This is a genomic window from Streptomyces sp. NPDC101191 (assembly GCF_044767915.1).
Lineage (GTDB): Bacteria > Actinomycetota > Actinomycetes > Streptomycetales > Streptomycetaceae > Streptomyces.
Genome location: NZ_JBIWOU010000005.1, coordinates 277,164 through 303,613 on the forward strand (window position 1 = coordinate 277,164; position 26,450 = coordinate 303,613).

General features: G+C 73.2%; 25 protein-coding genes and 1 tRNA gene. 10 read left to right on the forward strand and 16 right to left on the reverse strand.

The genetic code is table 11. The features are described from left to right. Nucleotides 1-657 (forward strand): NAD(P)H-binding protein, encoded by a 657-nt coding sequence (locus tag ACIRQF_RS21115; protein ID WP_404093981.1) that lies wholly within the window; start codon nt 1-3, stop codon nt 655-657. Nucleotides 658-833: 176 nt separating this feature from the next. On the opposite strand, the gene ACIRQF_RS21120 is transcribed toward ACIRQF_RS21115, so the two are convergent. Beyond that, a tRNA-Tyr gene (locus ACIRQF_RS21120) sits at nt 834-915 on the reverse strand. A gap of 170 nt (nt 916-1,085) precedes the next feature. Between ACIRQF_RS21120 and ACIRQF_RS21125 the strand changes: the two genes are divergently transcribed. The 3 genes from ACIRQF_RS21125 (at nt 1,086) to ACIRQF_RS21135 (ending at nt 2,782) form a co-directional block, all read left to right on the forward strand. Further along, nucleotides 1,086-1,577: a YajQ family cyclic di-GMP-binding protein gene (locus ACIRQF_RS21125; RefSeq protein WP_376635310.1), complete on the forward strand. Its 492-nt coding sequence runs from the start codon at nt 1,086-1,088 to the stop codon at nt 1,575-1,577. A 66-nt stretch (nt 1,578-1,643) separates the two neighbouring features. Further along, entirely contained in the window at nt 1,644-2,156 is a 513-nt protein-coding gene (locus ACIRQF_RS21130; protein ID WP_404093985.1) for a methylated-DNA--[protein]-cysteine S-methyltransferase, read from the forward strand. After that, nucleotides 2,153-2,782: an alpha-ketoglutarate-dependent dioxygenase AlkB family protein gene (locus ACIRQF_RS21135; protein ID WP_404093988.1), complete on the forward strand. Its 630-nt coding sequence runs from the start codon at nt 2,153-2,155 to the stop codon at nt 2,780-2,782. Before ACIRQF_RS21130 ends, ACIRQF_RS21135 begins: the two co-directional genes overlap by 4 nt. 7 nt (nt 2,783-2,789) lie before the next feature. Here ACIRQF_RS21135 and ACIRQF_RS21140 read toward each other — a convergent pair whose 3' ends face one another. After that, complete coding sequence (locus ACIRQF_RS21140; protein ID WP_376635305.1) at nt 2,790-3,059, reverse strand: GlsB/YeaQ/YmgE family stress response membrane protein; 270 nt, start codon at nt 3,057-3,059, stop codon at nt 2,790-2,792. Nucleotides 3,060-3,116: 57 nt separating this feature from the next. On the opposite strand from ACIRQF_RS21140, the gene ACIRQF_RS21145 reads away from it, so the two are divergent. Further along, the gene (locus ACIRQF_RS21145; RefSeq protein ID WP_404093991.1) at nt 3,117-4,349 is read left to right on the forward strand and encodes an APC family permease; all 1,233 of its coding nucleotides are present in this window, start codon (nt 3,117-3,119) and stop codon (nt 4,347-4,349) included. A gap of 354 nt (nt 4,350-4,703) precedes the next feature. Here ACIRQF_RS21145 and ACIRQF_RS21150 read toward each other — a convergent pair whose 3' ends face one another. The 13 genes from ACIRQF_RS21150 to ACIRQF_RS21210 all read right to left on the reverse strand — a co-directional run bounded on the left by ACIRQF_RS21150 (nt 4,704) and on the right by ACIRQF_RS21210 (nt 17,135). Further along, nucleotides 4,704-5,111 carry a YccF domain-containing protein gene (locus ACIRQF_RS21150; RefSeq protein ID WP_376635301.1) on the reverse strand — a complete coding sequence of 136 codons (408 nt, stop codon included), beginning with the start codon at nt 5,109-5,111 and terminating at the stop codon, nt 4,704-4,706. Next, entirely contained in the window at nt 5,108-5,971 is an 864-nt protein-coding gene (gene htpX / locus ACIRQF_RS21155; RefSeq protein WP_382478602.1) for a zinc metalloprotease HtpX, read from the reverse strand. The genes ACIRQF_RS21150 and htpX overlap by 4 nt, the downstream gene beginning before the upstream one ends. A 198-nt stretch (nt 5,972-6,169) precedes the next feature. Then, the gene (mscL, locus tag ACIRQF_RS21160) at nt 6,170-6,640 is read right to left on the reverse strand and encodes a large conductance mechanosensitive channel protein MscL (protein ID WP_376635297.1); all 471 of its coding nucleotides are present in this window, start codon (nt 6,638-6,640) and stop codon (nt 6,170-6,172) included. Between the two features lie 39 nt (nt 6,641-6,679). After that, nucleotides 6,680-8,206, reverse strand: a complete 1,527-nt coding sequence (locus ACIRQF_RS21165; RefSeq protein ID WP_404093995.1) for an NADH-quinone oxidoreductase subunit N — start codon at nt 8,204-8,206, stop codon at nt 6,680-6,682. Beyond that, a complete protein-coding gene (locus ACIRQF_RS21170) occupies nt 8,203-9,756 on the reverse strand; it encodes a NuoM family protein (protein WP_404094542.1) in 1,554 nt (517 codons plus the stop codon). The genes ACIRQF_RS21165 and ACIRQF_RS21170 overlap by 4 nt, the downstream gene beginning before the upstream one ends. 27 nt (nt 9,757-9,783) lie before the next feature. Continuing rightward, the gene (locus tag ACIRQF_RS21175; RefSeq protein WP_404093998.1) at nt 9,784-11,796 is read right to left on the reverse strand and encodes an NADH-quinone oxidoreductase subunit L; all 2,013 of its coding nucleotides are present in this window, start codon (nt 11,794-11,796) and stop codon (nt 9,784-9,786) included. Further along, the gene (gene nuoK / locus ACIRQF_RS21180) at nt 11,793-12,164 is read right to left on the reverse strand and encodes an NADH-quinone oxidoreductase subunit NuoK (protein WP_382478608.1); all 372 of its coding nucleotides are present in this window, start codon (nt 12,162-12,164) and stop codon (nt 11,793-11,795) included. Before nuoK ends, ACIRQF_RS21175 begins: the two co-directional genes overlap by 4 nt. Then, on the reverse strand, nt 12,164-12,736 hold the full coding sequence (locus tag ACIRQF_RS21185; protein ID WP_404094545.1) for an NADH-quinone oxidoreductase subunit J: 573 nt from the start codon (nt 12,734-12,736) through the stop codon (nt 12,164-12,166). The genes nuoK and ACIRQF_RS21185 overlap by 1 nt, the downstream gene beginning before the upstream one ends. Next, nucleotides 12,736-13,332, reverse strand: a complete 597-nt coding sequence (locus ACIRQF_RS21190; protein WP_382478611.1) for a NuoI/complex I 23 kDa subunit family protein — start codon at nt 13,330-13,332, stop codon at nt 12,736-12,738. Before ACIRQF_RS21190 ends, ACIRQF_RS21185 begins: the two co-directional genes overlap by 1 nt. Beyond that, nucleotides 13,332-14,300, reverse strand: coding sequence for an NADH-quinone oxidoreductase subunit H (locus tag ACIRQF_RS21195; protein WP_382478613.1), 969 nt, complete (start codon nt 14,298-14,300; stop codon nt 13,332-13,334). Before ACIRQF_RS21195 ends, ACIRQF_RS21190 begins: the two co-directional genes overlap by 1 nt. After that, nucleotides 14,297-16,126 carry an NADH-quinone oxidoreductase subunit C gene (locus ACIRQF_RS21200; protein ID WP_404094003.1) on the reverse strand — a complete coding sequence of 610 codons (1,830 nt, stop codon included), beginning with the start codon at nt 16,124-16,126 and terminating at the stop codon, nt 14,297-14,299. Before ACIRQF_RS21200 ends, ACIRQF_RS21195 begins: the two co-directional genes overlap by 4 nt. Further along, nucleotides 16,123-16,701, reverse strand: coding sequence for an NADH-quinone oxidoreductase subunit B (locus ACIRQF_RS21205; protein WP_376635284.1), 579 nt, complete (start codon nt 16,699-16,701; stop codon nt 16,123-16,125). Before ACIRQF_RS21205 ends, ACIRQF_RS21200 begins: the two co-directional genes overlap by 4 nt. Continuing rightward, nucleotides 16,692-17,135, reverse strand: coding sequence for an NADH-quinone oxidoreductase subunit A (locus ACIRQF_RS21210; protein WP_376635283.1), 444 nt, complete (start codon nt 17,133-17,135; stop codon nt 16,692-16,694). The genes ACIRQF_RS21205 and ACIRQF_RS21210 overlap by 10 nt, the downstream gene beginning before the upstream one ends. Nucleotides 17,136-17,293: 158 nt before the next feature. On the opposite strand from ACIRQF_RS21210, the gene ACIRQF_RS21215 reads away from it, so the two are divergent. From ACIRQF_RS21215 to ACIRQF_RS21235, 5 genes are all read left to right on the forward strand, one after another. After that, the gene (locus ACIRQF_RS21215; RefSeq protein ID WP_404094007.1) at nt 17,294-18,472 is read left to right on the forward strand and encodes a sensor histidine kinase; all 1,179 of its coding nucleotides are present in this window, start codon (nt 17,294-17,296) and stop codon (nt 18,470-18,472) included. Nucleotides 18,473-18,780: 308 nt separating this feature from the next. After that, complete coding sequence (locus tag ACIRQF_RS21220) at nt 18,781-20,067, forward strand: sensor histidine kinase (protein ID WP_382478620.1); 1,287 nt, start codon at nt 18,781-18,783, stop codon at nt 20,065-20,067. Between the two features lie 232 nt (nt 20,068-20,299). Continuing rightward, on the forward strand, nt 20,300-20,959 hold the full coding sequence (locus ACIRQF_RS21225) for a LuxR C-terminal-related transcriptional regulator (protein WP_376635277.1): 660 nt from the start codon (nt 20,300-20,302) through the stop codon (nt 20,957-20,959). Nucleotides 20,960-21,274: 315 nt separating this feature from the next. After that, nucleotides 21,275-23,212, forward strand: a complete 1,938-nt coding sequence (locus ACIRQF_RS21230) for a 2-oxoacid:acceptor oxidoreductase subunit alpha (RefSeq protein ID WP_404094012.1) — start codon at nt 21,275-21,277, stop codon at nt 23,210-23,212. Next, on the forward strand, nt 23,205-24,257 hold the full coding sequence (locus ACIRQF_RS21235) for a 2-oxoacid:ferredoxin oxidoreductase subunit beta (RefSeq protein ID WP_404094015.1): 1,053 nt from the start codon (nt 23,205-23,207) through the stop codon (nt 24,255-24,257). Before ACIRQF_RS21230 ends, ACIRQF_RS21235 begins: the two co-directional genes overlap by 8 nt. Before the next feature lie 18 nt (nt 24,258-24,275). Here ACIRQF_RS21235 and ACIRQF_RS21240 read toward each other — a convergent pair whose 3' ends face one another. Next, nucleotides 24,276-26,450, reverse strand: coding sequence for a bifunctional serine/threonine-protein kinase/ABC transporter substrate-binding protein (locus ACIRQF_RS21240; protein ID WP_404094018.1), 2,175 nt, complete (start codon nt 26,448-26,450; stop codon nt 24,276-24,278).

Genomic DNA, 26,450 nt, shown 5'->3' on the forward strand with positions numbered 1-26,450 from the left:
ATGCGCGTAGTCATCGCTGGAGGACACGGACGGATCGCCCTGCGGCTGGAGCGGCTGCTCGCCGCGGGCGGACACGAACCGGTGGGCATCATCCGCCGGCCGGAACAGGAGGCGGACCTACGGGCGGCCGGCGCCCGCGCGGTCGTCCTGGACCTGGAGTCGGCCTCGGTCGGCGAGGTCGCGGCGGCCCTGGAGGGCGCCGACGCGGCCGTCTTCGCGGCCGGCGCGGGCCCCGGAAGCGGGGCGGACCGCAAGGACACGGTGGACCGTGCGGCGGCCGTGCTCTTCGCGGACGCGGCGGAGGCGGCCGGCGTACGGCGCTTCCTTATCGTGTCCTCGATGGGCGCCGACGCGCGGCACCAGGGCGACGACGTCTTCGACGTCTACCTCCGGGCCAAGGGCGCCGCGGACGACGCCGTACGGGCCCACCCGGGCCTCGACTGGACGATCCTGCGCCCCGGCATGCTCACCGACGACGCGGGCAAGGGCCTGGTCCGCCTGGAGGCCGAAACGGGCCGCGGCCCGATCCCCCGCGACGACGTAGCCGCGGTCCTCGCCGAACTCCTGGACACGCCGGCGACGGCCGGCCTGACCCTGGAAGTGATCGAGGGCTCGACCCCGGTCTCGGTCGCGGTGAGGGCCGTGGCGGGCAACTGACCAGGCCCGCAGCCCGATCCGGACATGGGAGGCGGCCCCCGGCGCGAACGCCCGGGGGCCGCCGCCGAGGCCACCGCCCGCCCGAACCGGCGCCGAGACGGTTCGCCGCTCTGGTCCAAACTCAACAAAACGGCCCCTGATCGCGTTTCCGCAGATCAGGGGCCGTTCTCATCGCGTGGCGGCGCCAGGATTCGAACCTGGGTAGGCTAAGCCGACGGATTTACAGTCCGCTCCCATTGGCCACTCGGGCACACCGCCATGGGATCGCTGCCTCGGAGCCGCTTTTCGGCGGTGCTCCCTGGCAACGACGTAAACAATACCTGATCCCGAGGGGTGCTCCGCCACCGGATTGATCACGGGTCGGCGGCGGTGCGGGTGGCTACGCTTTGTGCTGCACCCATACGGATCCGAGCAAGGAGCCTCACCTCATGGCCGACTCCAGTTTCGACATCGTCTCCAAGGTCGAGCGGCAGGAGGTCGACAACGCCCTCAACCAGGCCGCCAAGGAGATCACGCAGCGCTACGACTTCAAGGGCACCAACGCCTCCATCGCCTGGTCGGGCGAGAAGATCCTCATGCAGGCGAGCGGCGAGGAGCGGGTCAAGGCGATCCTCGACATCTTCCAGTCCAAGCTGATCAAGCGGGGCATCTCGCTGAAGGTGCTGGACGTGGAGGGCGAGCCGCAGCTGTCCGGCAAGGAGTACAAGCTCTTCGCGTCCATCCAGGAGGGCATCTCCCAGGAGAACGCGAAGAAGGTCGCCAAGGTCATCCGCGACGAGGGCCCCAAGGGCGTCAAGGCGCAGGTGCAGGGCGACGAGCTGCGGGTCAGCTCGAAGAGCCGGGACGACCTGCAGGAGATCATCGCGCTGCTCAAGGGCAAGGACTTCGACTTCGCGCTGCAGTTCGTGAACTACCGCTAGGACCGTCGAACCCCGCGTCCGAAAACCGCCAGCCCCGCCCCCCTCCGGGCTCGCACACTGGAACGCATGACGCGCACTCTCTACACCCACGTGAACAGCCCCCTCGGCGCCCTGCTCCTGGTGGGGCAGGCTGCCGACGGGGGTCACGTCGTGCTGCGGTCGCTGTCCCTGGAGGGCCAGAAGGGCGGCGCCGTCGTCGGGGAGGGCTGGGTCCGCGCGGACGCGGCCTTCGCCGGGGTCGCCGGGCAGCTCGACGCGTACTTCGCCGGGCGGCGTACGGAATTCGACATCCCGTTCGCGGAGACCGGCACGGACTTCCAGCGCAAGGTCTGGCGCGCGCTGGAGGAGATCCCCTACGGCACGACCGTCTCGTACGGGGACATCGCCCGCCGGGTCGGTTCCCCGGGCGCCGGGGTGCGGGCCGTGGGCACCGCCATCGGACGCAATCCGCTGCTCGTGGTGCGGCCCTGCCACCGGGTGATCGGGGCCGACGGGAGCCTGCGCGGCTACGCGGCCGGCCTCGACCGCAAGGAGCGGCTGCTCGGGCTCGAAGGGGCCCTGGGGGGAGTCCCCGGGTGACCGAGGGGCTCTTCCCGCGCGAGCGGTCCACGCCGGCGCCGGGCGCGGTGCACGTGCCCGGGTGGCTGCCGTTCGAGCGGCAGCGGGAACTGGTCGCCGCCTGCCGGGGGTTCGCGCACGGCCCGGTCGCGTACGAGCACACCGTGCTGCCGGGCGGCGGCGTGATGTCGGTGCGCTCGCTCTGTCTGGGGCGGCGCTGGGAGCCGTACCGCTATCTGGGCGAGGACGAGATCCGTACCGAACTGCCCTCCTGGCTGGCCGAACTCGGGCGCGCGGCGCTCGTCGAGGCCTACGGGGAGCACGGCGGTTTCGCGCCGGACACCGCGCTCGTGAACTTCTACGCGGGCGGCGCCCGGATGGGCATGCACCAGGACCGCGAGGAGCGGTCACCCGCGCCCGTCGTGTCGCTGAGCCTCGGCGACACCTGCGTCTTCCGGCTCGGGAACACCGAGAACCGCGGACGGCCCTACACCGACGTGGAGTTGGCCTCCGGGGACCTGTTCGTCTTCGGCGGGCCGTCGCGCCTGGCCTTCCACGGGGTGCCGAGGGTGTACGCGGGTACCGCCGAGCCCGGTCTCGGACTCGGCGGGCGGCTGAACATCACCCTGCGGGAGACGGGTCTCTGACCCGGTCTCAGCGTTCGCGCGAGTGGCCGAAAACTATGCGGTACGCGATCAGCAGCACCAGGGAGCCGCCGATCGCCGACAGCCACGTGGCCCCGTCGTAGAAGTCCGCCGTGACCGGCCGGTCCAGGAAGCGGGCCGACAGCCAGCCGCCCAGGAACGCGCCGACGACGCCGATGACCGTCGTGCCGATCAGGCCGCCCGGGTCGCGGCCCGGCAGCAGGATCTTGGCGATGACGCCGGCGAGCAGGCCGAGAACGATCCATCCGATGATGCTCATGCCCTGGAGGACGCCCGGCGGTCCCGCCCGGTTGCCGGACCCCTTAATGTGCGGCACATGACACAGGAACTGCGCCGCACTCTCGGGGTGTTCGACGCCGTCGTGATCGGGCTCGGCTCGATGGTCGGCGCAGGGATCTTCGCGGCGCTCGGTCCCGCCGCCGAAGCGGCCGGGGCCGGCCTGCTGCCGGCGCTCGGGGTGGCCGCGGTCGTCGCCTACTGCAACGCGATGGCGTCGGCGCGGCTCGCCGCACGCTACCCGGCCTCCGGCGGCACCTACGTGTACGGCAGGGAGCGTCTGGGCTCGTTCTGGGGGCATTTGGCGGGCTGGGCCTTCGTCGTCGGCAAGACGGCCTCGTGCGCGGCGATGGCGCTGACCGTGGGGGCCTACGTGTGGCCGGCGCACGCGCACGCGGTGGCGGTCGCCGCCGTCGTGGCGCTGACGGCCGTCAACTACGGCGGTGTGCAGAAGTCGGCGCTGCTCACCCGGGTGATCGTGGCCGTCGTCCTGGCCGTGCTGGCCGCCGTCGTGGTCGTGACCGCCGGGGCCGGGCAGGTGGACCGGCTCGGGCTCGCCGGGGACGTCCCGGCGGGCGGGGTGCTGCAGGCGGCGGGGCTGTTGTTCTTCGCCTTCGCCGGGTACGCGCGGATCGCGACGCTCGGCGAGGAGGTCCGCGACCCGGAGCGGACCATCCCACGGGCCGTGCCCCTCGCCCTCGGCATCGCGCTCGTCGTGTACGCGGCCGTCGCCGTGTGCGTGCTGGGGGTCCTCGGGCCCGCCGGCCTGGCCGCCTCGCCCGCCCCGCTCGCGGACGCGGCGCGGGCCGCGGACGCGAACTGGCTGGTGCCGGTCGTCACCGTGGGCGCGGCCGTGGCGGCGCTCGGCTCGCTGCTGTCGCTGGTCCTCGGGGTGTCCCGGACCACCCTCGCGATGGCCAGGGACGGCTATCTGCCGGCCCCGCTGGCGGTCGTGCACCCGCGTTTCCGGGTGCCGCACCGCGCGGAGCTCGCGGTGGGCGCCGTGGTGGCGGTGGTGGCGGCCACGGCGGACGTGCGGGGCGCGATCGGCTTCTCGTCCTTCGGTGTGCTGGTCTACTACGCGATCGCCAACGCCTCCGCCTGGACCCTGGGCCGTCGGGAGCGGCCGCTGGCGCTCCTCGGGCTGGTCGGCTGCGCGGCGCTCGCGTTCTCGCTGCCGCCGGCCGCCGTGGTGGCCGGGACCGGGGTCCTGGCGGTCGGCGTGGTGGCGTACGCGGTCAGTCGGGGACGCCCCGCGTCCCCCCGCTCCTGACGCCCCGCGTCACCCCGCTCCTGAGGCGCTCGCCGCGCTCCTGGCCGGCGGTGGGGAGGCGCTCCGTGAGCGGCCGGACGCCCCGGCGGGCGGCGTGGACCGCGGCGGTGTGCTGCCGGACGGGCGTGGTGCCGGATCAGCCGGCTCAGCGTGGTGCCCGTGGCGTCGGCGGTGGAGACGCTGCGGCCGGGGCCGTGGACGGCCCGGTGCCGGCGCGGGCGAGCCCCGCGCGCGGCTCGTGTCCGCGGAGCTCGTGGACCTGCCGGGGCGCCGGGGCGGGATCCGCGGAGAGGCCGGTCACGTCCGCGCGGAGGGCGCCGGGGCGGGTCCGTGCCACGGAGCCCGGTCCACGCGTCAGCGGCCCTGGTAGCCGTACATGGCACGGGCGTCGTCCGTGCGGACGATCTCCTTGCCCAGCGGCAGCAGCGAGACCGGGATCAGCTTGAAGTTCGCGATGCCCAGCGGGATGCCGATGATCGTGATGCAGAGGGCGATGCCGGTGGTGATGTGGCCGAGGGCCAGCCACCAGCCGGCCAGGATCAGCCACAGCACGTTGCCGACGCAGGACGGCGCGCCCGCGTCATGGCGGTCGACGACCGTGTGCCCGAAGGGCCAGAGGGCGTAGACGCCGATGCGGAAGGCGGCGAGGCCGAAGGGGATGCCGATGATCGTGATGCAGAGCAGGAGGCCGGCCACCATGTAGGCGAGGAACATCCAGAGTCCGCAGAGGATCAGCCAAATGACGTTCAGGATCGTTTTCACGGGCGTCGACCTGCCATCTGTTCGAGCCGGGCGATGCGCTCGGCCATCGGCGGGTGGGTGGAGAACATCTTCGAGAGCCCCTGTCCGGGACGGAAGGGGTTCGCGATCATCATGTGGCTCGCGGTCTCGATCTTGGGCTCGGGCGGCAGCGGGAGCTGCTTCGTGCCCGCCTCCAGCTTGCGCAGGGCGCTGGCGAGGGCCAGCGGGTCGCCGGTGAGCTGCGCTCCCGAGGCGTCCGCCTCGTACTCGCGTGAGCGGGAGATGGCGAGCTGGATGACCGAGGCGGCGATGGGGCCGAGGATCAGGACGAGCAGATAGCCGAGGAGCCCGGGGCCCTCGTCGTCGTTGGACCGGCCGACCGGGATCAGCCAGGCGAAGTTCACCAGGAACATGATCACCGAGGCGAGCGCGCCGGCGACCGAGGAGATCAGGATGTCCCGGTTGTAGACGTGGCTCAGCTCGTGCCCGATGACCCCGCGCAGCTCGCGCTCGTCGAGGATCGCGAGGATGCCCTCGGTGCAGCACACGGCGGCGTTGCGGGGATTGCGTCCGGTGGCGAAGGCGTTGGGCGCCTGGGTGGGCGAGATGTAGAGCCGCGGCATGGGCTGGCGGGCCTGGGTGGAGAGCTCGCGGACCATCCGGTAGAGGGCCGGGGCCTCGAACTCGCTCACCGGGCGGGCGCGCATGGCACGGAGCGCCAGCTTGTCGCTGTTCCAGTACGCGTACGCGTTGGTGCCGAGCGCGACGACGAGCGCGACGATCAGACCCGTACGGCCGAAGAAGCTGCCGATGACGATGATGAGGGCCGAGAGCCCTCCGAGGAGGACCGCGGTCCTCAGCCCGTTGTGCCGGCGGTGCACGGTACGCCCTCCAAGTGGTGCGGCAGGGGAACCCTTCGCTCTGTCGGGATCCACGGTGCTACGCGTCCAGTGGACCCTTCCCTCCTGGTCAACGCCAGGCGGGAAGCTCGGGTTCCCCAGGTGGCGGGGGGTGCCGTGTGGGCCGTACGGGTGAGGGCGGGCGACGGGGGCCGGACCGGCCCGATCCGCCGGACCGGCCTAGCGGGCCGCCGGGATCACGATCTTGTCCAGGCCGGCCTTCTCCAGGGCCCCGGCGATCGGCTCGACCTCGCTGGTGCAGTGGCCGCAGCGCGAGGCGATGGCCGGGATCTCGGTGAAGCAGCGGGGGCAGTCACGCTTCTCCGACTTCGGGTCGGCCGCCTCCACCCGGGCGAACTTCGCCTGGATCTTCGTCATGGGGACGACGATCAGGAAGTAGAGGACGGCGGCCGTGATCATGAAGGCTATGGCGGCGGCGATCGCCAGGCCGTACGGGAAGACGGTCTTGCCGACGGTGAACTGGGCCTCGCTGAAGTCGCCGACCGTGCCGGTGGCCAGACCGATGAGCGGGGTGATGAACGCCTTGCTGAAGCCGGTGACCACCGCCGTGAACGCGGAGCCGACGGCCAGACCGATGGCCATGGTGACGACGTTCCCGCGAAGTATGAAGTCCTTGAAACCGTTCAGCACGGTGGTTCCGCTCCTTGAGGGGTTTGCTGTGTGGGGGGATCAGAAGAGGCTGTTCGCCGCGAAGCGGAGGGCGAACTGCGGATAGCCCGACAGCACGACGCCCGCGACGGCGGTGAGCGCCACGGCCAGCGTGATCGGGGCGGGGACCCCGGCGCGGACCGTGCGCGGCTCGCCCTCGGGCGCGGTGCGCGGCGCGCGGAAGAGCAGCGCCGTCCACCGCAGGTAGTAGTAGAGGGCGATCACGACGTTGACGCCCATGATCACGGCGAGCCAGCCGAGGCCCGCGTCGACGGCCGTCGAGAAGACGGTCACCTTGGCGAAGAGGCCGATGATACCCGGGGGCAGCCCCGCCAGATTGAGCAGGAAGAAGCCGAGGGCGAGCGCGGCGGCCGGGCTCGTGGCGTACAGCCCGCGGGAGTCGGAGATCCGGACCTCCGGGTGGGTACGGGCGACCACGGCGACGACGGCGAAGGCGCCGAGGTTCACGACGGCGTACATCAGGGCGTACGCGACGGTCGCGCCGATCTGGTCGTCGCTGGAATAGGCGGCGGCCGCGATCGGCACCAGGAGGTAGCCGGCCTGGGCGACGGACGACCAGGCGAGGAGGCGTACCGCGCTCCACGCGCGCGTGGAGACCTGTCGCAGGGCGGCCACGTTCCCGCCGGTCATGGTGAGCGCGGCGAGCACGGCGAGCGCCGGGCCCCACACGTCCGCGTAGGAGGGGAAGGCGACGACCGTCACCAGGATGAGACCGGTGAAGCCGACGGCCTTGCCCACCACGGACAGGTAGGCGGCGACGGGCAGCGGGGCGCCGACATACGTGTCGGGCACCCAGAAGTGGAAGGGGACGGCGGCCGTCTTGAAGGCGAAGCCGACCAGGGTGAGCACCACGCCCGCCTGGGCGAGGGTCTGCAGCTGGCCCGGCACGTCGCCGAGCCGCTGGGCGACCTCGGTGAGGTGCAGGGTGCCGGTGGCCGCGTAGACGAAGCTGACGCCGAGCAGGGTGACGGCGGTGGCGGTCACCGAGGAGAGGAAGAACTTGAGCGCCGACTCGCTGGACATGCGGTCGCCGCGCCTGAGGCCGACGAGCGCGAAGGCGGGCAGCGAGGCCACTTCGAGGGCGACCACCAGGGTCGCCAGGTCGCGGGAGGCGGGGAGCAGGGCGGCGCCGGCCGCGGAGGACAGCAGCAGGAACCAGTACTCGCCGGCGGGCAGCCGGTCGCGGGTGTCGGCGAGCGACAGCAGCGCGGTGACCAGCGCGCCCGCCAGCACCAGGAACTGGATGACGAGGGTGAACTGGTCGGCGGTGTAGCTGCAGGCCCGCACCTGGGTGTCGGCGGTGAGGCAGAAGGTCGAGCGGTCGCCGGCGCGCAGCGGCAGGAGCAGCAGCAGCGAGGCGGCCAGGCCGGCGACGGAGGTCCAGCCGAGGAGCTGCCTGCGCGCGGCCGGGACGAACAGGTCGGCGACGAGCACGGCGACGGCGACCGCCGCGGTGAGGGTGGGCGGCGCGATCGCGAGCCAGTCGACGGACTGGACGAGGCTGGGCGCTGCGGCCGTGGCGGTCACTGGGTGCCTCCCGCGAGGAGCTGCTGGACGGCCGGGTCGGTGAGGCCGAGGAGGACCGCGGGCCACAGTCCGGCGAGGACGGTGAGGGCGACGAGCGGGGTCCAGGCGGCCAGCTCGTAGCCCTGGACGTCGGCGAGGCCGGCCTCGCCGGCCGGGCGGGGGCCGCCCATGCAGACGCGGCGGACGACGACGAGCAGGTAGCCGGCGGTGAGGAGGGTGCCGAAGGCGCCGATCGCCATGAAGGTGAGGAACGCGGGCCGGCTGAGCCCCGCGGCCGGTTCGAAGGCGCCGAACAGGGCCAGCATCTCCCCCCAGAACCCGGCGAGGCCGGGCAGGCCGAGGGAGGCGACGGCGGCGAAGGCGAGGAGGCCGCCGAGGCGGGGGGCGCGGCCGTAGAGGGCGGCGCCGGTGGCCCCGGCGAGGGTGTCCAGGTCGGCGGTGCCGTAGCGGTCCTTGAGGGCGCCGACCAGGAAGAAGAGGAGGCCGGTGATGAGGCCGTGGGCGATGTTGGCGAAGAGGGCGCCGTTGACCCCGGTGGGGGTCATGGTCGCGATGCCGAGGAGGACGAAGCCCATGTGCCCGACGGACGAGTACGCGATCAGGCGCTTGAGGTCGCCCTTGCCGCCCGGCTTCGCGAGGGCGAGGCAGGCGAGCGATCCGTAGATGATCCCGGCGACGGCGAAGGCGGCGAAGTACGGGGCGAAGACGCGCATGCCGTCGGGCGTGATCGGCAGCACGATGCGGACGAAGCCGTACGTGCCCATCTTCAGCAGGACGCCGGCGAGGAGCACCGAGCCGACGGTCGGTGCGGCGGTGTGGGCGTCCGGGAGCCAGCTGTGCAGCGGCCACATCGGGGTCTTCACGGCGAGCCCGAGGCCGATCGCGAGAACGGCCGTGATCTGGACGGACGTGGTGAGCCCGCGACCGTTCTGGGCGGCCAGCGCCACCATGTCGAACGTGCCCGCCTGCACCCCCACGAGGAGGAGGCCGAGCAGCATCACGACGGAGCCGAGCAGCGTGTAGAGGATGAACTTCCAGGCGGCGGCCTGCCGGCCGGCGCCGCCCCAGCGGGCGATCAGGAAGTACATCGGGACGAGGACCGTCTCGAAGGCCAGGAAGAACAGGACCAGGTCGAGGACGGCGAAGGTCGCCAGGGTGCCGGACTCCAGGACGAGCAGCAGGGCGACGAAGGCCTTCGGGGACGGGCCCGAGGGCATCTTGAAGTAGCTGTGGAGCGCGCAGAGGAAGGTGAGCAGCGCGGTCAGGACCACGAGGGGGAGGGAGATGCCGTCGACACCGAGGTGGATCCGCACGTCCAGCGCCTGGATCCAGGTGACGTCCGTGGTCGCCTGCATCGTCGAGGGGTGGTCGGGGTCGAAGCCGAGCGCGAGGACGATCGTGGCGAGCAGGATCACGCCGGTCACGGTCACGCCGTGGCGGAGCACGGCCTGGTCGGGCGACTTCCCCCGCAGCCCGGGCGGGGCGGGCAGCAGTGCGGCCGCGGCGCCGACGAGCGGCCCGCCGACGATCAGCAGCAGCAGGACCTGCATCACGGTGTGGCTGATATCGATCACGGGTCACGCTCCGGCGGCGGCGTTGGCGAGGACGACGGCGACGATCGCCAGGACGACGGAGCCGGCGAGCAGCGCGCTGAGATAGGTCTGCACGTTGCCGGTCTGGGCGCGGCGGACGAGCCAGCCGAGGCCCTTGGCGCTGTCGCCTGCGCCGCGTACGTAGGTGTCGACGACCTCGCGGTCCAGGAACCGGACCAGGGAGGCGGCGGCGAGCACGGGCCGGACGAAGGCGGCGCGGTAGACGGCGTCGAGGTGGAAGCCGGCGGCCGCGGGGCGGTGCAGCGGGCCCAGCAGGGCGCGGCCAGGGTCGGCCGGGTCCGCCCCGGGGTGCGGCAGGTCCAGCGCCTCGGCCTCGACCTGCCCGGCCTCGGCGTCGGGGTGGGCGACGTGCGGGGCCGTCCCGGTGACGGCCCCGGCGACGGCCGGGAGGGGTGCCGGGGCGGCGAGCCTCGCGGTGAGCGAGCGGCGGACCGCGTAGGTGACGACGGCGCCGACGACGGCGAGGCCCGTACCGAGGACGGCCGTGGTGAGGGTCGGGGTCAGCGGGTGCCCGTCGAACCAGTCGTCGAGGTAGGCGGCGCTCAGACCGAAGCCGAGCGACGGGATCGCGAGCACCCACAGGACCGTGGTCATGGCGATCGGCTGGCGTCCGTGGTCGGGTGCCTCGGCGCCGCGGCCGCGGAAGGCGAGCAGCCACAGGCGCATCGCGTACGCGGCGGTGAGCAGCGCCGTGAGCAGTCCGGCGACGAGCACGATCCAGCCGGCCCCGGCGGGGGCCAGGGTCCGCTCGCCGGTCGCGGTGTGCTCGGCGGCGACGAGGACGGCCTCCTTGGAGAAGAAGCCGGCGAAGGGCGGGATCGCGGCGAGCGCGAGCAGGCCGACGGTCATCGTCCAGTAGGCGTCCGGGACGCGCCTGGTCAGTCCGCTCATGCGGGACATGGCCGAGAGCGAGTTGGTGCCGGCGGCGTGGATGACCGCGCCGGCGGCGAGGAACAGCAGCGCCTTGAAGGCGCCGTGCGACATGAGGTGGAAGACGGCGGCCCCGCGGTCGCCGACGGCGAGGGCACCGGCCATGTAGCCGAGCTGGCCGATCGTCGAGTAGGCGAGGACCCGCTTGATGTCGTCCTGGGCGAGGGCGGCGAGTCCCGAGCCGACCATGGTGACGCCGGCCATCACGGCGAGCACCGTCAGGGCGGCGGCGGAGGCGGCGAAGACGGGCAGCAGCCGGGCCACGAAGTAGATGCCGGCGGCGACCATCGTCGCGGCGTGGATGAGCGCGGAGACCGGGGTGGGGCCGGCCATCGCGTCCGGGAGCCAGGTGTGCAGCGGGAACTGCGCGGACTTGCCGGCCACACCGGCGAGCAGCAGCAGCGCCACCAGGGTGGGGTGGTCGAGGCCGCCGCTCGCGACGGCGCCGAGGACGCCGGTGATGCGGAAGGTGCCCGCGTCGGTGGCCAGTGCGAAGAGGCCGATCAGGAAGGGCACGTCACCGAGCTTGGTGACGAGGAAGGCCTTGAGGGAGGCCGAGCGGGCCTCGGGGGTCTCCCAGTAGTGCCCGACCAGGAAGTACGAGCAGATGCCCATGATCTCCCAGCCGACCAGGAGCACCATCAGGTCGCCGGAGTAGACGACCAGCAGCATCGCGGCGGTGAAGAGGGAGACCAGCGCAGCGTACGAGGGGTAGCGCGGGTCGTGACGCAGGTAGCCGGTCGAGTAGACCTGCACGCAGGTGGCGACCACGCCGACCAGGACCGCGACGAGGGCGGCGAAGCCGTCGATGTGCAGGGCCAGGTCGATCGGGACCGAGCCGGTCGGGGTGAGCTGGGTGGAGGCGTCGATCGCCTTCCCGCCGCCCTGCCGGGAGGCCACGACCGCGGCCAGGACGGCGGCGGCGAGTGTGGGCAGCACCGCGAGCGGGCGCACGAAGCCCGGCGCGGTCCGGCCGAGGAGCAGACCGGCGGCGGAGCCGAGGAAGGGGAGGAGGGGGACGAGGACGGCCAGGGTCGTCGTGGTCACGCGGTGGCCTCGGCCTTCTCGTCGGCGGACGGCCCGTCCGCGGGCGTCTCGTCCGCGGCGGGCGCTTCCTTGGTGTCACGGAGGCGGTCGACGTCCGAGCTGCCGCGGTTGCGGTAGACCATCAGGACGATCGCGAGACCGATGCCGATCTCCGCGGCGGCGATGGCGATGGTGAAGAGGGTGAGTGCCTGGCCGGCGTGCAGGGTGTCGCGGAGCCAGACGTCGAAGGCGACCAGGTTGAGGTTGACGGCGTTGAGCATGAGCTCGACGGACATCAGGACCAGGATCGCGTTGCGGCGGGCGAGGACGCCGTACAGGCCGACGGAGAAGAGGAGCGCGGCGAGGACGGCGGGGTAGGCGAGGTGCATCAGCGCGTTTCCTCCGCGTCCTCGGGGGCCTTCTTGCGGGACAGGACGATCGCCCCGACCAGGGCGGCGAGCAGCAGCACCGACAGCGCCTCGAAGGGCAGCACCCAGTGCCGGAAGAGGATCTCGCCGGACACCTCGGTGGAGCCCTGGGCGGGCCCGTCGAGGTCGATCCAGGTCGTACGGAACGCGTCCACGACCACCCAGACCAGGGCCGCCGCGGCGACCAGCGCCACGGCGACGGCGACCGGCCGGTTGCCCGAGTCGGAGTCCGGGGACCGGCCGATCGGGGCCCTGGTCAGCATGAGGCCGAAGAGGAGGAGGACGACCACCGAGCCGACGTAGATCAGCACCTGGACCCAGGCGATGAACTCGGCGGTGAGGAGGAGGTACTCGACGGCGAGCCCGCCGAGCGCGACCACCAGCCAGAGGGCGGCGTGCACGAGCTGCCTGGTGGTGACGCTGACGAGGGCGGCGCCGAGGGTGGCGAGGCCGACCAGGAGGAAGGCGATCTCGACGCCGGTGGGCGAGAGGAAGCCGTGGCCGTCCGCGGCGGCGAGCTGAGCGGCGAGGATCACTGCTGCGAGCCCCCTTCCCCGGTGGCGGTCTCCTGGGCGGCATGCTCCTGGGCGGCGGCCTTCTCGGCCGCCTTGCGGGCTGCGGCGAACTCCTTCGGCTCCTCCGCGCGCGGGTCGAGCGCGGGCGGCTCCGGGACGGTCCACATCCACTCGCGGAGCTTGTCGCGCTCGTGGGTGAGCTCGTGGATGTCCGTCTCGGCGTACTCGAACTCCGGCGACCAGAAGAGGGCGTCGAAGGGGCACACCTCGATGCAGATGCCGCAGTACATGCAGAGCGAGAAGTCGATCGCGAAGCGGTCGAGGACGTTCCGGCTGCGCTCGCGGCCGCCGGGGGCGGCCGGCGGGACCGTCTCCTTGTGGGAGTCGATGTAGATGCACCAGTCGGGGCACTCGCGGGCGCACAGCATGCAGACCGTGCAGTTCTCCTCGAACAGCCCGATGACCCCGCGGGTGCGGGGCGGCAGCTCGGGCTGGGCCTCCGGGTACTGCGCGGTGACGCTCTTGCGGGTCATCGTGCGGAGGGTGACGGCGAGGCCCTTGGCGAGGCCGGAGCCGGGGATGCCGGGTCGGGAGGGCGGGAGAAGAGGAGCCATTACTGGATCGCCACCTTCACGATGCCGGTGAGCGCGATCTGCGCGAGGGCGAGCGGGACGAGGGTCGTCCAGGCCAGCTTCTGCAGCTGGTCCTCGCGCAGCCGCGGGTAGCTCACCCGGAGCCAGATCACGACGAAGGCGAGGACGGCGACCTTGAGCAGGGTCCAGACCCAGCCGAGCCCGTCGGCGCCGAAGGGGCCGTGCCAGCCGCCGAGGAAGAGGACGGTGGTGAGGCCGCAGAGGACGACGATGCCGGCGTACTCGGCGAGCAGGAACAGCGCGAAGCGGAGACCGGTGTACTCGGTGTACGCGCCGAAGATGATCTCCGAGTCGGCGACGGGCATGTCGAACGGGGGCCGCTGGAGCTCGGCGAGCCCGGCGACGAAGAAGACGAGCGCGCCGACGATCTGCCAGGGCACCCACCACCACGCGAAGGCGTCCAGGATGCCGGGGATCGAGACGGTCCCGGCCGCCATCGCGACGGACGCGGCGGCGAGCAGCATGGGCAGCTCGTACGCGAGGAGCTGGGCGGCGGTACGGAGCGCGCCGAGCAGCGAGAACTTGTTGGCGGACGCCCAGCCCGCCATGAGCGAGCCGAGCACGCCGACGCCCATCACGGCGAGCACGAAGAACACGCCGGCGTCGACGACCTGCCCGACGGCGCCCTCACCGGGGCCGATGGGGATCGCGAGGAGGACGAGGAGGTACGGCAGGAGCGCGACGGCCGGCGCGAGCTGGAACACCCGCCGGTCGGCGTCCTTCGGTACGACGTCCTCCTTCTGTACGAACTTCACCCCGTCCGCGACGAGCTGCGCCCACCCGTGGAACCCACCGGCGTACATGGGCCCGAGCCGGCCCTGCATGTGGGCCATGACCTTGTGCTCGGTCTGCCCGACGACGAGCGGGAGCACGAGGAAGCACACGAAGACGACGATCAGCCGGAGGGCGACGTCGAGTACGTCGTTCACGCGGGATCGCCTCCGGCGGGGTCGGTCGGGTCGGTCGGGTCGGTGGACCGGGCGGATTCGGCGGGGGGTCCTTCGCCCTCGGCGGGGGGCGCGCCGGCCTCGGCGTCGGCTTCGCACTCGGCGGGCGGGGGCTCGGCCGCGGAGTCGGCGTCGCCCTCGGCGGGCGGCGCGTGCGGCGTCGCCGAGGTGTCCGGCGTGGCCGAGGAGTCCGGCGTCGCCGACGCGTCCGGCGTGGCCGATGAGTCCGAGCGGGCGCCCTCGGCCTCGGAGGCCGGGGAGCCGGAAGCCGGGGATTCGGAGGTCGAGGCTTCCGGGGCCGGGGACTCGGAGGCCGGGGAACCCTCGGTCGGGGCTTCCGGGCCCGAGGCTGCCGGGGCCGGGGACTCGGAGGCCGGGGATCCCGCGGTCGAGGCTTCCGGGCCCGAGGCTCCCACGGTCGGGGCTTCCGCGCCCGAGGCTCCCGCGGTCGGGGCTTCCGCGCCCGAGGCTTCCGCGGTCGGGGCTTCCGCGGCCGGGGCTTCCGCGGCCTCTGCCGCCTCGGCCGGAGGAGCCTTCGGCGCCGTGGGCTCCTCGTCGAAGGCCGGGCGGGCGTGGTGCCAGGGGGCGTCCGAGCTGCGCGTGCGGGGTGGGGCGGCGGGCGTCTGCGGCGCCGCCGCGTCGGCGGCGCCCTCGCGCTGGCTCGCCGAGCCCGCGCTCGCGCTGCGGCTGCGACGCGGACCGGCCGCGGGTGCGGGCCCGCCCGTGGGTTCGGGAGCGGTAGCCGGAGACGTGGAAGCCTCGGCGGCGCCCGGCTCCGCCGGAGACTCCGCGCGCTGGCTCGCTGAACCCGCGCTCGCGCTGCGGCTGCGACGCGGACCGGCCGCGGGTGCGGGCCCGCCCGTGGGTTCGGGGCCGGTGGCCGGAGACGTGGGAGCCTCGGCGGCGCCCGGCTCCGCCGGAGACTCCGCGCGCTGGCTCGCCGAGCCCGCGCTCGCCGTACGGGCGCGGCGCACGGGAGCCGACGGGTCCGCCGACGCCTGACTCGCCGAACCCTCCCCCGCCGTACGCGCCCGCCGCACCGGCGCCGACGGGTCCGCCGAGGCCTGACTCGCCGAGCCCTCCCCCGCCGTACGCGCCCGCCGCACCGGCGCCGACGGGTCCGTCTGGCCGGCCGAGCCCTCGGCCGCCGTGCGGGCGCGGCGGACCGGGCGGTCGCCGGCGGCGGCTCGGGCGGGACGGGCGGGGGCGGCAGGGAGCCGGCCCTTCAGAGGGCCCCATTCGTTCGGGTCGGGGACGCCCGGCGGGAGCATCTGGCGGCGCTTCGGGGCGTTGGGGTCGTGCGACTCCCCCGGCTCCTTCGCGCCCGGCCACGCCTTGGCCACGCGGGCGGCGAGGACGAAGTCCTTGCGCAGCGGGTGGCCCTCGAAGTTCTCCGGGAGGAGCAGGTGCACCAGGTGCGGGTGGTCCGTGAAGGTCACGCCGAACATCTCGTACGTCTCGCGCTCGTGCCACGCGGCGCCCGCGTACACCTCCACCGCCGTGGGCAGGGTCGCGGCCGCGTGCGGGACGGTGGTGCGGAGCAGGAGACGGCGCACGTTGCCCCGGTCCACCGACGCCACGTGCGCGCACACGCGGAAGCCCGTGCCCGGCTCGTCGACCGCGCTCAGCCAGTCGAAGTACGTCAGCCCGAGCTTGTCCCGGGCGATCTCCAGCGCGGCGATCCACGAGGCGGACGGGACGTCGACGGTCAGCAGGTCGTAGGCCCGCTCCGCCGTCGCCTCCTCGCCGAAGACCTCCGTGACGGAGTCCGGCAGCGCGTCGTAGGCGTTCGTGTCGTACTCGTTCACCGGACCTCGCCCCCCGCCGGCTTCGGGGGCTCGACGAGACCGCTGGTCAGCTGCGCCACGGACGGGTCGCCCGCGCCGTACCGCTCGCCGAGGCTCTCCGCGGCGATCTTCTCCTGGAGCTTGAGGATGCCCTGGAGCAGGGCTTCCGGGCGCGGCGGGCAGCCCGGCACGTAGACGTCGACCGGGATGATCTGGTCCACGCCCTTCGTCACCGAGTACGAGTCCCAGTACGGGCCGCCGCAGTTCGAGCAGGCGCCGAAGGAGATGACGTACTTCGGCTCGGGCATCTGCTCGTAGAGGCGCTTCACGGCCGGCGCCATCTTGTCGGTCACCGTGCCGGAGACGATCATCAGGTCGGCCTGGCGCGGGCCGGGCGCGAAGGGGATCACGCCGAGCCGGATGAAGTCGTGGCGGGCCATCGACGCGGCGATGAACTCGATCGCGCAGCAGGCGAGGCCGAAGTTGAAGACCCACAGGCTGTAGCGGCGGCCCCAGTTCAGGACCACCTTCATCGGCTCGGGGGCCAGGCGGGCGAGCGGGCCCAGCTTCGGGGCCGGCAGGGGTGTTACGTCCATGCCAGAACGCCCTTCTTGTACGCGTAGAGCAGTCCCACGGCGAGGAAGCCGAGGAAGACGAACATCTCGACCAGCGTCGTCGCCCCGAAGCCGGGCGCGGCGAAGACCGTCGCCCAGGGGAAGAGGAAGATCGAGTCGACGGCGAAGATCACGTAGAGGAAGGCGTACACGTAGTAGCGGACCTGTGTGTGGGCCCAGCCCTCCCCCACCGGGTCGACACCGCACTCGTAGGTGAGGAGCTTCTCCGGGGTCGGTACGACGGGCCGCAGCAGTCTGGCCGCGCCGAACGCGACCGCCACGAAGAGCACGCCGAGGACGGCGAGCAGTCCGACGACGGAATACGTCTGGAAATAGTCCGCCGCGTGACCCGCCGCTTGGTCCGCCGCGACAACGGTCGGTTCCCGCACGTCCGCCCCTCGGTCTCGGTGTCTCATCTTTCACGTCGCTTACGCACGCGAGTCTAGGCCCTGTTAAAGGGGGTGTAAGCAGTCGCGGGTGAGGTGAGGAGCGCCGCCCGGTGGGGATATCCCCCCTGCGTCTCACCCACCTCCCCCATGGCGTGTCAGGGGCCCCGCCCGGCAGGCTTGCGCTCATGAGCGACCACACCGACACCCCGCCGCCGCCCGCACGCCTCGCCTACGGCCGGCACACCTGGAAAGAGGTCGCCCACCTCCTGGCCGATCTGCCGTGCGCGCTCGCCGGTTTCGTCTATGCCGTCGTGACCGTCGCGCTCGGCGTCGGCCTGGCCGTCACCGTCATCGGCCTCCCGCTGCTGGCCCTCGGGCTCGCCGGGGCGCGCGGCATGGGGCGGGCGGAGCGGGCACGGGCCCGGAGGCTGCTCGGGGTGCGGGTGGACGAGCCGAGCCGGCTGCCGCGTCGCGACGGGTTCTTCGCCTGGCTGTGGGCGCAGCTGAAGGACCCGGTGGCGTGGCGCAGCCAGCTGTACGGGTTCGTCCGGCTGCCGTGGGGCGTCCTGGCCTTCGCCCTGACGCTGGTGTCGCTGATCGTGCTCTGGCCGGTGCTGCCGTTCATCGCCCGCGGGCTCGGCAACGCCGACCGGGCCATGGTGCGCGGGCTGCTCTCGCCCTCCGACGAGCTGGAGCGGCGGATCGCCGAGCTGGAGTCGGACCGGGGCGTGGTCGTGGACACCGCGGCCGCCGACCTGCGGCGTATCGAACGCGACCTGCACGACGGCGCCCAGGCGCGGCTGGTCGCGCTCGCCATGGGGCTCGGGCTCGCGAAGGAGAAGCTGCTCGAGGACCCCGAGGCCGCGGCGGCCATGGTCGGCGAGGCGCACGGCGAGGTGAAGCTCGCCCTCCAGGAGCTGCGCGACCTGGCCCGGGGCATCCACCCGGCCGTCCTGACCGACCGCGGCCTCGACGCCGCGCTCTCCTCGGTCGCGGCCCGCTGCACCGTGCCCGTGAAGGTCTCGGTCGACCTGGCCGAGCGGCCCGCCGAGGCCATCGAGGGCATCGCGTACTTCACCGTCTCGGAGCTGCTCCAGAACGTCTCCAAGCACTCCCGCGCCCGTGCCGCCTCGGTGGAGGTGTGGCGGTCGGAGGACCGCCTCATGCTCCGGGTCGGGGACGACGGGGTGGGCGGCGCCCGCGTGGACGGCGGTGGTACGGGCATGGCGGGCCTCGCCGAACGGCTCGGGGCGGTCGACGGCGTCTTCGTCGTGGACTCGCCCGAGGGCGGGCCGACCGTGGTCACGGCGGAACTGCCCTGGCGCGACCGCGCCCATGACACCGCCCGGCCCGCCCGGCCCTGACCGGGCACCCGCCCCGGCGCCCGGCCGGGGACGCGCCCCGGCGCCCGGCCGGGGACGCGGGGAGCGGCTGGCGACATCCGGACCGGGAGCGACCTGCGACATCCGGACCGGGAGCGCCCCGAGCCGTCCGGCCGGGAGCGACCTGTGCCGTCCGGCCGGTGACGCCGTGCCGGAGCCCGGCAGGGGCCCTCCCCTCGCCGTCGGTAGGGAAATCCCCCCTCCGCAGACGCCCACTCGCCTCATGGTCCCGCCCCCTCCCCGACCGGGAGGGTGGAAGCGACCACCACCGCCTGAGAAACGGACCCCCGATGGCCTCCCACCGCCTCCCCGCCGCCGTCCGCGCGCCGCTCGAAGGGCGCACCTGGCGCGAGCTCGGCTACGTCCTGACCGGTCTGCCGCTGAGCGTCGTGTACTTCTGCTTCGCCGTCGCCCTGGTGTCGGCCGGTGCCGGTCTGCTCGTCACCTTCCTCGGCATCCCGGTGCTGGCCGGCGCGCTCGCGCTGTGCCGGGGGTTCGGCGCGGTGGAGCGGGCCCGGGCGCGCGGGATGCTCGGACTGGACGTGCGGGCTCCGCTGCCGGCCCGGGGGCGGACCGGCGGTGCGCTGTCGTGGATGGGGGCGACGCTGAAGAGCGGGGCGTCCTGGCGGCACCTGCTGTACGCCCTGCTGCACATGCCGTGGGCGGTCTTCTCCTTCTCCGTGGCCGTCGCGCTGTGGGGGTGGGGCTGGGGCCTGTTCACGTATCCGCTGTGGCAGTGGGTCTTCCCGATGTACGCCGGCCAGGCCGGGCTCCAGCTGTACGGCGACGACACCCACAGCCTCTACCTCGACTCGACGTTCGAGATCGCGTTCACGTCGGCGGTGGGCCTGGTCTTCGTCCTCGTCGGTCCGTGGGTCCTGCGCGGCCTGGTCGCGGTCGACCGGCTGATGGTGTCGGGGCTGCTGGGGCCGTCCCGGCTGGCCTCGCGCGTGACGGAGCTGGAGTCGGACCGGGGCGTGGTCGTGGACACGGCCGCCGCCGACCTGCGGCGCATCGAGCGCGACCTCCACGACGGCGCGCAGGCGCGGCTCGTGGCCCTCGCGATGGACCTGGGCCTGGCGAAGGACCGGCTGGCGACGGATCCCCAGGCCGCGGCGACCATGGTGGACGAGGCGCACGGCGAGGTGAAGCTCGCCCTCCAGGAGCTGCGCGACCTGGCCCGCGGCATCCACCCGGCCGTCCTGACCGACCGCGGCCTGGACGCCGCCCTGTCGGCGGTCTCCGCCCGCTGCACGGTGCCGGTCTCGGTGGTCGTGGACCTGCCGGCCCGGCCGGCGGCGGCCATCGAGGGCATCGCGTACTTCACGGTCTCCGAGCTGCTCCAGAACGTCTCCAAGCACGCGAGGGCCCGCCGGGCCTGGGTGGACGTGTGGCGGACGGACGACCGCCTGATGCTCCAGGTCCGCGACGACGGCGTCGGCGGCGCGGACCCGGCGGCCGGGCGCGGCCTCGCGGGTCTGGCGGACCGTCTCGACGCCGTCGACGGCGTCCTCGCGGTCGACTCCCCGTCCGGGGGTCCGACGACGGTCACGGCGGAGCTGCCCTGGCGGGCGTGACCCCGGGCACCGCCCCGGCGGGGAGCCGCCCCGGCGGGCGTGACCCCGGGGCGCCCGCCGTACATCCTCCGACCGACACCGACCGGGACCTCTGGCCCAGTTGAACCCCTCTGCCGCCCACGGCGTCCTTTCTGCTGCGATGCTGGGGATCGCTCAGCGCGATCAGAGAGGCAGGAACGTGACGGACTTGGGGACGGACAGGGGGGCTCCCGGGGGCGCGGCCCCAGGGGGAGTGCGAGTGGTCATCGCCGAGGACTCGGTGCTGCTGCGCGAGGGTCTGACCCGTCTGCTCACCGACCTCGGGCACGAGGTGGTCGCCGGGGTCGGCGACGGTGAGGCGCTGGTGAAGACCGTGGCCGACCTCGCGGGCGAGGGCGCCCTGCCGGACGTGGTCGTGGCGGACGTACGGATGCCTCCGACGCACACCGACGAAGGGGTCCGGGCCGCGGTGCGGCTGCGCAAGGAGCATCCCGGGATCGGGGTGCTGGTGCTGTCGCAGTACGTGGAGGAGCAGTACGCCACGGAGCTGCTGGCCGGGTCCAGCACGGGCGTCGGCTACCTCCTGAAGGACCGGGTCGCCGAGGTCCGGGAGTTCGTGGACGCGGTCGTGCGGGTGGCCCGCGGCGGTACGGCGCTCGATCCGGAGGTGGTGGCGCAGCTGCTGGGCCGCAGCCGCAAGCAGGACGTGCTCGCGGGGCTGACCCCGCGCGAGCGCGAGGTCCTGGGGCTGATGGCCGAGGGACGCACGAATTCGGCCATCGCGAAGCAGCTCGTGGTGAGCGACGGCGCCGTGGAGAAGCACATCAGCAACATCTTCCTGAAGCTGGGCCTGTCGCCCAGTGACGGGGATCACCGCCGCGTCCTCGCGGTGCTCACCTACCTCAATTCCTGATGAGCTGACACCCTGTCAGATAGGTTTCGGCCGACGTGAGGCACGGAGCGAGGCGGAAAACCCGCTCCGTGACCGACAATGAACGGTGCGTCACCCCCGGTTGGACTCGGGGGTTCTCAGAGAGCGACAATTGACAATAAAAGGGCGTCTTGGGCGTCTCAAAACGGGGTCCACGATGCGAGAAGTCCCGGGACGGCCCCCCTCACGGACGTAGGGTGGGCCACGGGACGGCCGGTACGCCGGTCGTCTCCCGAGCCTTCTCCGCAGGTGACAGCCTCGTCGGAGAGACCCTTGCCGCGAGGGAGGTCCAGTTCAGTGACCAGCCAGGTCAGCAGCGAGGCCGGTGAGGCCCTGGTCGGGGAGCAGCGCAGTGCCCCGGCGACGGCCGACGACGGCTCCGCGAAGGAAGTCCGCCGGCTCGACCGGGTGATCATCCGCTTCGCGGGCGACTCCGGTGACGGCATGCAGCTCACGGGTGACCGCTTCACGTCGGAGACGGCGTCCTTCGGGAACGACCTGTCGACGCTGCCGAACTTCCCGGCGGAGATCCGGGCGCCCGCCGGCACCCTGCCGGGCGTGTCCTCGTTCCAGCTCCACTTCGCCGACCACGACATCCTGACCCCGGGCGACGCTCCGAACGTGCTGGTCGCGATGAACCCGGCCGCGCTGAAGGCGAACATCGGGGACGTGCCGCGTGGCGGCGAGATCATCGTCAACACGGACGAGTTCGCCAAGCGCGCCATGGCCAAGGTCGGCTACGCGACCTCCCCCCTGGAGGACGGCTCGCTCGCCGGGTACCACGTGCATCCGGTGCCGCTGACGACGCTCACGGTCGAGGCCCTGAAGGACTTCGGCCTGTCCCGCAAGGAGGCCGAGCGGAGCAAGAACATGTTCGCGCTCGGACTGCTGTCCTGGATGTACCACCGGCCCACTGAGGGCACCGAGACCTTCCTGCGCCAGAAGTTCGCGAAGAAGCCGCAGATCGCCGAGGCGAACGTGGCCGCGTTCCGGGCCGGCTGGAACTTCGGCGAGACCACCGAGGACTTCGCCGTCTCCTACGAGGTCGCCCCGGCGACCCGGGCCTTCCCGCCCGGCACGTACCGCAACATCTCCGGGAACCTGGCCCTCTCGTACGGCCTGGTCGCCGCCTCCCGCCAGGCGGACCTGCCGCTCTACCTCGGCTCGTACCCGATCACCCCGGCCTCGGACATCCTGCACGAGCTGAGCAAGCACAAGAACTTCGGCGTGCGCACCTTCCAGGCCGAGGACGAGATCGCCGGCATCGGCGCCGCGCTGGGCGCCGCCTTCGGCGGCTCGCTCGCCGTGACGACGACCTCCGGCCCGGGCGTGGCGCTCAAGTCCGAGACCATCGGCCTCGCCGTCTCCCTCGAACTGCCGCTGCTCGTCGTGGACATCCAGCGCGGCGGCCCGTCCACCGGGCTGCCCACCAAGACCGAGCAGGCCGACCTGCTGCAGGCGATGTACGGGCGCAACGGCGAGGCCCCCGTGCCGATCGTCGCCCCGCGCACGCCCGCCGACTGCTTCGACGCGGCGCTCGACGCGGCCCGGATCGCGCTCACCTACCGCACCCCGGTCCTGCTGCTGTCCGACGGCTACCTCGCCAACGGCTCCGAGCCCTGGCGGATCCCGGACGTCGACGAACTGCCCGACCTCACCACGACGTTCGCCACCGGCCCGAACCACACCCTGGCCGACGGCACCGAGGTCTTCTGGCCGTACAAGCGCGACCCCGAGACCCTCGCCCGGCCCTGGGCCCTGCCCGGCACTCCCGGCCTCGAACACCGCATCGGCGGCATCGAGAAGCAGGACGGCAGCGGCAACATCTCCTACGACCCGGCCAACCACGACTTCATGGTCCGCACCCGGCAGGCCAAGATCGACGGCATCGAGGTGCCCGACGTCGAGGCCGACGACCCGGACGGCGCGAGGACCCTCGTGCTCGGCTGGGGCTCCACGTACGGACCGATCACCGCCGCCGTACGCCGGCTGCGGGCGGCCGGCCTCCCCATCGCCCAGGCCCATCTGCGCCACCTCAACCCCTTCCCGAAGAACCTCGGCGAGGTCCTCGCGCGCTACGAGAAGGTCGTGGTGCCCGAGATGAACCTGGGCCAGCTCGCCACCCTCGTCCGGGCGAAGTACCTCGTCGACGCCCGCAGCCACACCCAGGTCAACGGAATGCCCTTCAAGGCCGAGCAGCTCGCCGCCGTTCTCAAGGAGGCCATCGATGGCTGAGCCCCTGCTGCACCTGGTGCCCAAGGCCGAGGCCGCGCAGTCCATGAAGGACTTCAAGTCGGACCAGGAGGTCCGCTGGTGTCCCGGCTGCGGTGACTACGCGGTCCTCGCCGCCGTGCAGGGATTCATGCCCGAACTCGGACTGGCGAAGGAGAACATCGTCTTCGTCTCGGGCATCGGCTGCTCCTCCCGCTTCCCGTACTACATGAACACCTACGGGATGCACTCCATCCACGGGCGCGCCCCGGCCATCGCCACCGGTCTCGCCACCTCACGCCGCGACCTGTCCGTCTGGGTCGTCACGGGCGACGGCGACGCGCTGTCCATCGGCGGCAACCACCTCATCCACGCCCTGCGCCGCAACGTCAACCTGAAGATCCTGCTCTTCAACAACCGGATCTACGGGCTGACCAAGGGCCAGTACAGCCCCACCTCCGAGGTCGGCAAGATCACCAAGTCGACCCCGATGGGCTCGCTCGACGCCCCCTTCAACCCGGTGTCGCTGGCACTCGGCGCCGAGGCGAGCTTCGTGGCCCGGACGGTCGACTCCGACCGCAAGCACCTCACCGAGGTGCTCCGACAGGCCTCCGCGCACAACGGCACGGCACTCGTCGAGATCTACCAGAACTGCAACATCTTCAACGACGGCGCCTTCGAGGTCCTCAAGGACAACGAGCAGGCCAAGGAGGCCGTCATCCGCCTGGAGCACGGGCAGCCGATCCGCTTCGGCGCCGCGCTCGACAAGGGCGTCGTCCGCGACCCGGCCACCGGCGACCTCAGGGTCGTCACGGTCACGCCCGAGAACGAGGGCCGGGTACTCGTCCACGACGCCCACTCCGCGTCGCCGACCACCGCCTTCGCCCTGTCCCGGCTCGCCGACCCGGACACGCTGCACCAGACGCCCATCGGAGTGTTCCGGTCCGTGGAGCGGCCGGTGTACGACACGCTGATGGCCGAGCAGTTGGAGAAGGCCGTGGAGCAGCAGGGCAAGGGGGACCTGTCCCAGCTGCTCACCGGCAGGGACACCTGGACGGTGGTGGGCTGACGGGGGCGCCGCCCTCCGTCAGCGTCGCTGCGCCGCCTCGGCGAACGGGCCGAGGCAGCGCGGCGTTCCGGACCGGATCTGCCACAGGTAGAGGCCTTTGAGGGTGGACTTCGAGTCGTCGCCGGCCCGGGCGTTGTAGGCCCTCGCCACCCCCTGGAACACCACGTTGTCCGTCATGAGCGCGTTGGCGATCGCCGAGCCCTTGATGCCGGCGTTCCTGCCGATCGCGGTGCGCAGTGCCTGCCCCAGCCAGTACAGGGCGTCGTAGGCCTCCACCGCGTACCGGTCGATCCGGTCGGTGGCGGCGAGGTGCCAGTGCTTGCGGTACGCGGCCGCGAACTCCTTGGCCGAGGGGACCGTGTCGGGGTCGGTGTAGCTCGTGCCGAAGTACCAGCCCTCGGCGGCGGGGCCCGCCACGCTCAGGAACTCGGGTTCGAGCACGTACTCGACGCTTCCGCGCGGGCCCCGGTACCCCTGCTCGTGCAGGGCCTTGGCGCACAGGGCGCCCCGGCGCGGCGAGTTCCCGGCGTACATCACGCCCTGCGGGGAGGTGGCGAGGGCGGCTCGCACCGCGGGCCCGAAGTCCTCGCTGTCGGCGGCGACCTCGTGGGAGGTGACGGTGCCGCGGGCAGGGGGCGAGTTCTTCATGCTCCGGACGGCGAACCAGCTGTAGGTGCCGGCCGCCCGGTCGTGGATGACCGCGGTGCGGCCGAGCTGGTGCTCGGAGAGGTAGCGGGCGAAGGGCACGATCATCACGTCCGGGACCGGCCGCGGTTCGAAGTAGGTGCGGGACTCCGGCGTCTGCCCCCGGATCATCCCGTTGGGGACCGACGCCACCATGCTCAGCATCGGCACCTTCGCGTCGACGAGCACGTCCGCCGCCGCCAGGGCCGTCTCCTGGGTCGTCGGGCCGAGGACGGCGACCAGGGACGGGTCCTTGAGCAGGGTGCGGGCCGCGGCGGCGGCCCGCACGCGGTCGCCCCCGTGGTCCACGGTCGTGAGCCTCAGGTCGAAGGGCCGCTCCTCACGGGCGTTGAAGGTCTCCGCCGCGAGGCGCGCCCCGCGTTCCTGGGCGCGCCCGTCCGCCTTTCTCGGGCCGCTGAGGTCGGTGAGCACGCCGAGCGTGTACGTGGACCGCGGGGCGCCGCCGGTCCCGCCGCCCGTGCCGCCGGCCGGGTCGCGGCCGAGCAGCCAGGCGGTGAGGCCGCCGGCCGCGACGACGGCCCCGGCCGAGCCGAGGACGAGCAGTCTGCGGCGCGAAGTCCCCTGCGGTTCCTCCGGGTTCAGCATCGTGGGGTCGGCGACCGGCAGATCGAGGACCCGGGAGGAACTCCGGGCGATCAGCGCGGGCAGGCCGGGCGGCAGCCAGTCCCCCGCCGGACCGTCGGCGGCGCCCAGGGCGCTGCGTACCTCGGCGGCGGTGGGCCGGTCGGCGGCGTCCTTGGCGAGGCAGGCCGTGACCAGGGGCAGCAGGGTCTCCGGCAGCTCGTCGAGGTCGGGCTCCTCGTGGACGGTGCGGTAGACCACGGCGGCCACCCCGCCGGTCCCGAAGGGGCGGCGGCCGGTCAGCGCGTAGGCGAGGACGCAGCCGAGCGAGAAGACGTCGGCGGCCGGGCCGACCTCGCCCGCGCCCATGACCCGGGCCTGTTCGGGGGCGAGGAAGCCGGGGGTGCCGATCATGGCGTCGGTGGCGGTGAGCGCGGTGGCCCCGGTGACGCGGGCGATGCCGAAGTCGATCAGCCGGGGCCCGTCGAGGGCGAGGAGGACGTTGCCGGGTTTGACGTCGCGGTGGACCAGCCCGGCGCCGTGCATGTCGTGGAGGGCGTCGGCGAGCCGGGCGCCGAGCGCCCGGACGGTCTGCTCGGGCAGGGCGCCGTGCAGTTCGACGGCCTCGGCGAGCGAGGGCCCGGGCACGAACTCGGTGGCCAGCCACGGCTCGCGGGCCTCCGGGTCGGAGCCGAGCACCCGGACGACCCAGCGGCCGGTGATGCGCTCGGCGGTGGCCGCCTCGCGGCGGAAGCGGGCCCGGAAGCCGGTGTCGGCCGCGTGCTCGGCCCGGATGAGCTTGAGCGCGGCGAGGGCGCCGCCGGCGGAACGGGCGAGGTAGACCACGCCCATGCCGCCGGCGCCGAGCCGTCCGAGCAGCCGGTACCCGGCGATCGTGGACGGATCGGCCTTCTTGAGCGGCTGCAC

What these genes read in the sequence shown, in the direction of transcription:
- ACIRQF_RS21170 (WP_404094542.1), bottom strand. Translation starts at nt 9,756, where the DNA reads ATGCAGGTCCTGCTGCTGCTGATCGTCGGCGGGCCGCTCGTCGGCGCC.
- ACIRQF_RS21140 (WP_376635305.1), bottom strand. Translation starts at nt 3,059, where the DNA reads ATGAGCATCATCGGATGGATCGTTCTCGGCCTGCTCGCCGGCGTCATC.
- ACIRQF_RS21215 (WP_404094007.1), top strand. Translation starts at nt 17,294, where the DNA reads ATGAGCGACCACACCGACACCCCGCCGCCGCCCGCACGCCTCGCCTAC.
- ACIRQF_RS21125 (WP_376635310.1), top strand. Translation starts at nt 1,086, where the DNA reads ATGGCCGACTCCAGTTTCGACATCGTCTCCAAGGTCGAGCGGCAGGAG.
- ACIRQF_RS21145 (WP_404093991.1), top strand. Translation starts at nt 3,117, where the DNA reads ATGACACAGGAACTGCGCCGCACTCTCGGGGTGTTCGACGCCGTCGTG.
- ACIRQF_RS21220 (WP_382478620.1), top strand. Translation starts at nt 18,781, where the DNA reads ATGGCCTCCCACCGCCTCCCCGCCGCCGTCCGCGCGCCGCTCGAAGGG.
- ACIRQF_RS21205 (WP_376635284.1), bottom strand. Translation starts at nt 16,701, where the DNA reads ATGGACGTAACACCCCTGCCGGCCCCGAAGCTGGGCCCGCTCGCCCGC.
- ACIRQF_RS21210 (WP_376635283.1), bottom strand. Translation starts at nt 17,135, where the DNA reads ATGAGACACCGAGACCGAGGGGCGGACGTGCGGGAACCGACCGTTGTC.
- ACIRQF_RS21190 (WP_382478611.1), bottom strand. Translation starts at nt 13,332, where the DNA reads ATGGCTCCTCTTCTCCCGCCCTCCCGACCCGGCATCCCCGGCTCCGGC.
- ACIRQF_RS21130 (WP_404093985.1), top strand. Translation starts at nt 1,644, where the DNA reads ATGACGCGCACTCTCTACACCCACGTGAACAGCCCCCTCGGCGCCCTG.
- nuoK (WP_382478608.1), bottom strand. Translation starts at nt 12,164, where the DNA reads ATGCACCTCGCCTACCCCGCCGTCCTCGCCGCGCTCCTCTTCTCCGTC.
- ACIRQF_RS21115 (WP_404093981.1), top strand. Translation starts at nt 1, where the DNA reads ATGCGCGTAGTCATCGCTGGAGGACACGGACGGATCGCCCTGCGGCTG.
- ACIRQF_RS21235 (WP_404094015.1), top strand. Translation starts at nt 23,205, where the DNA reads ATGGCTGAGCCCCTGCTGCACCTGGTGCCCAAGGCCGAGGCCGCGCAG.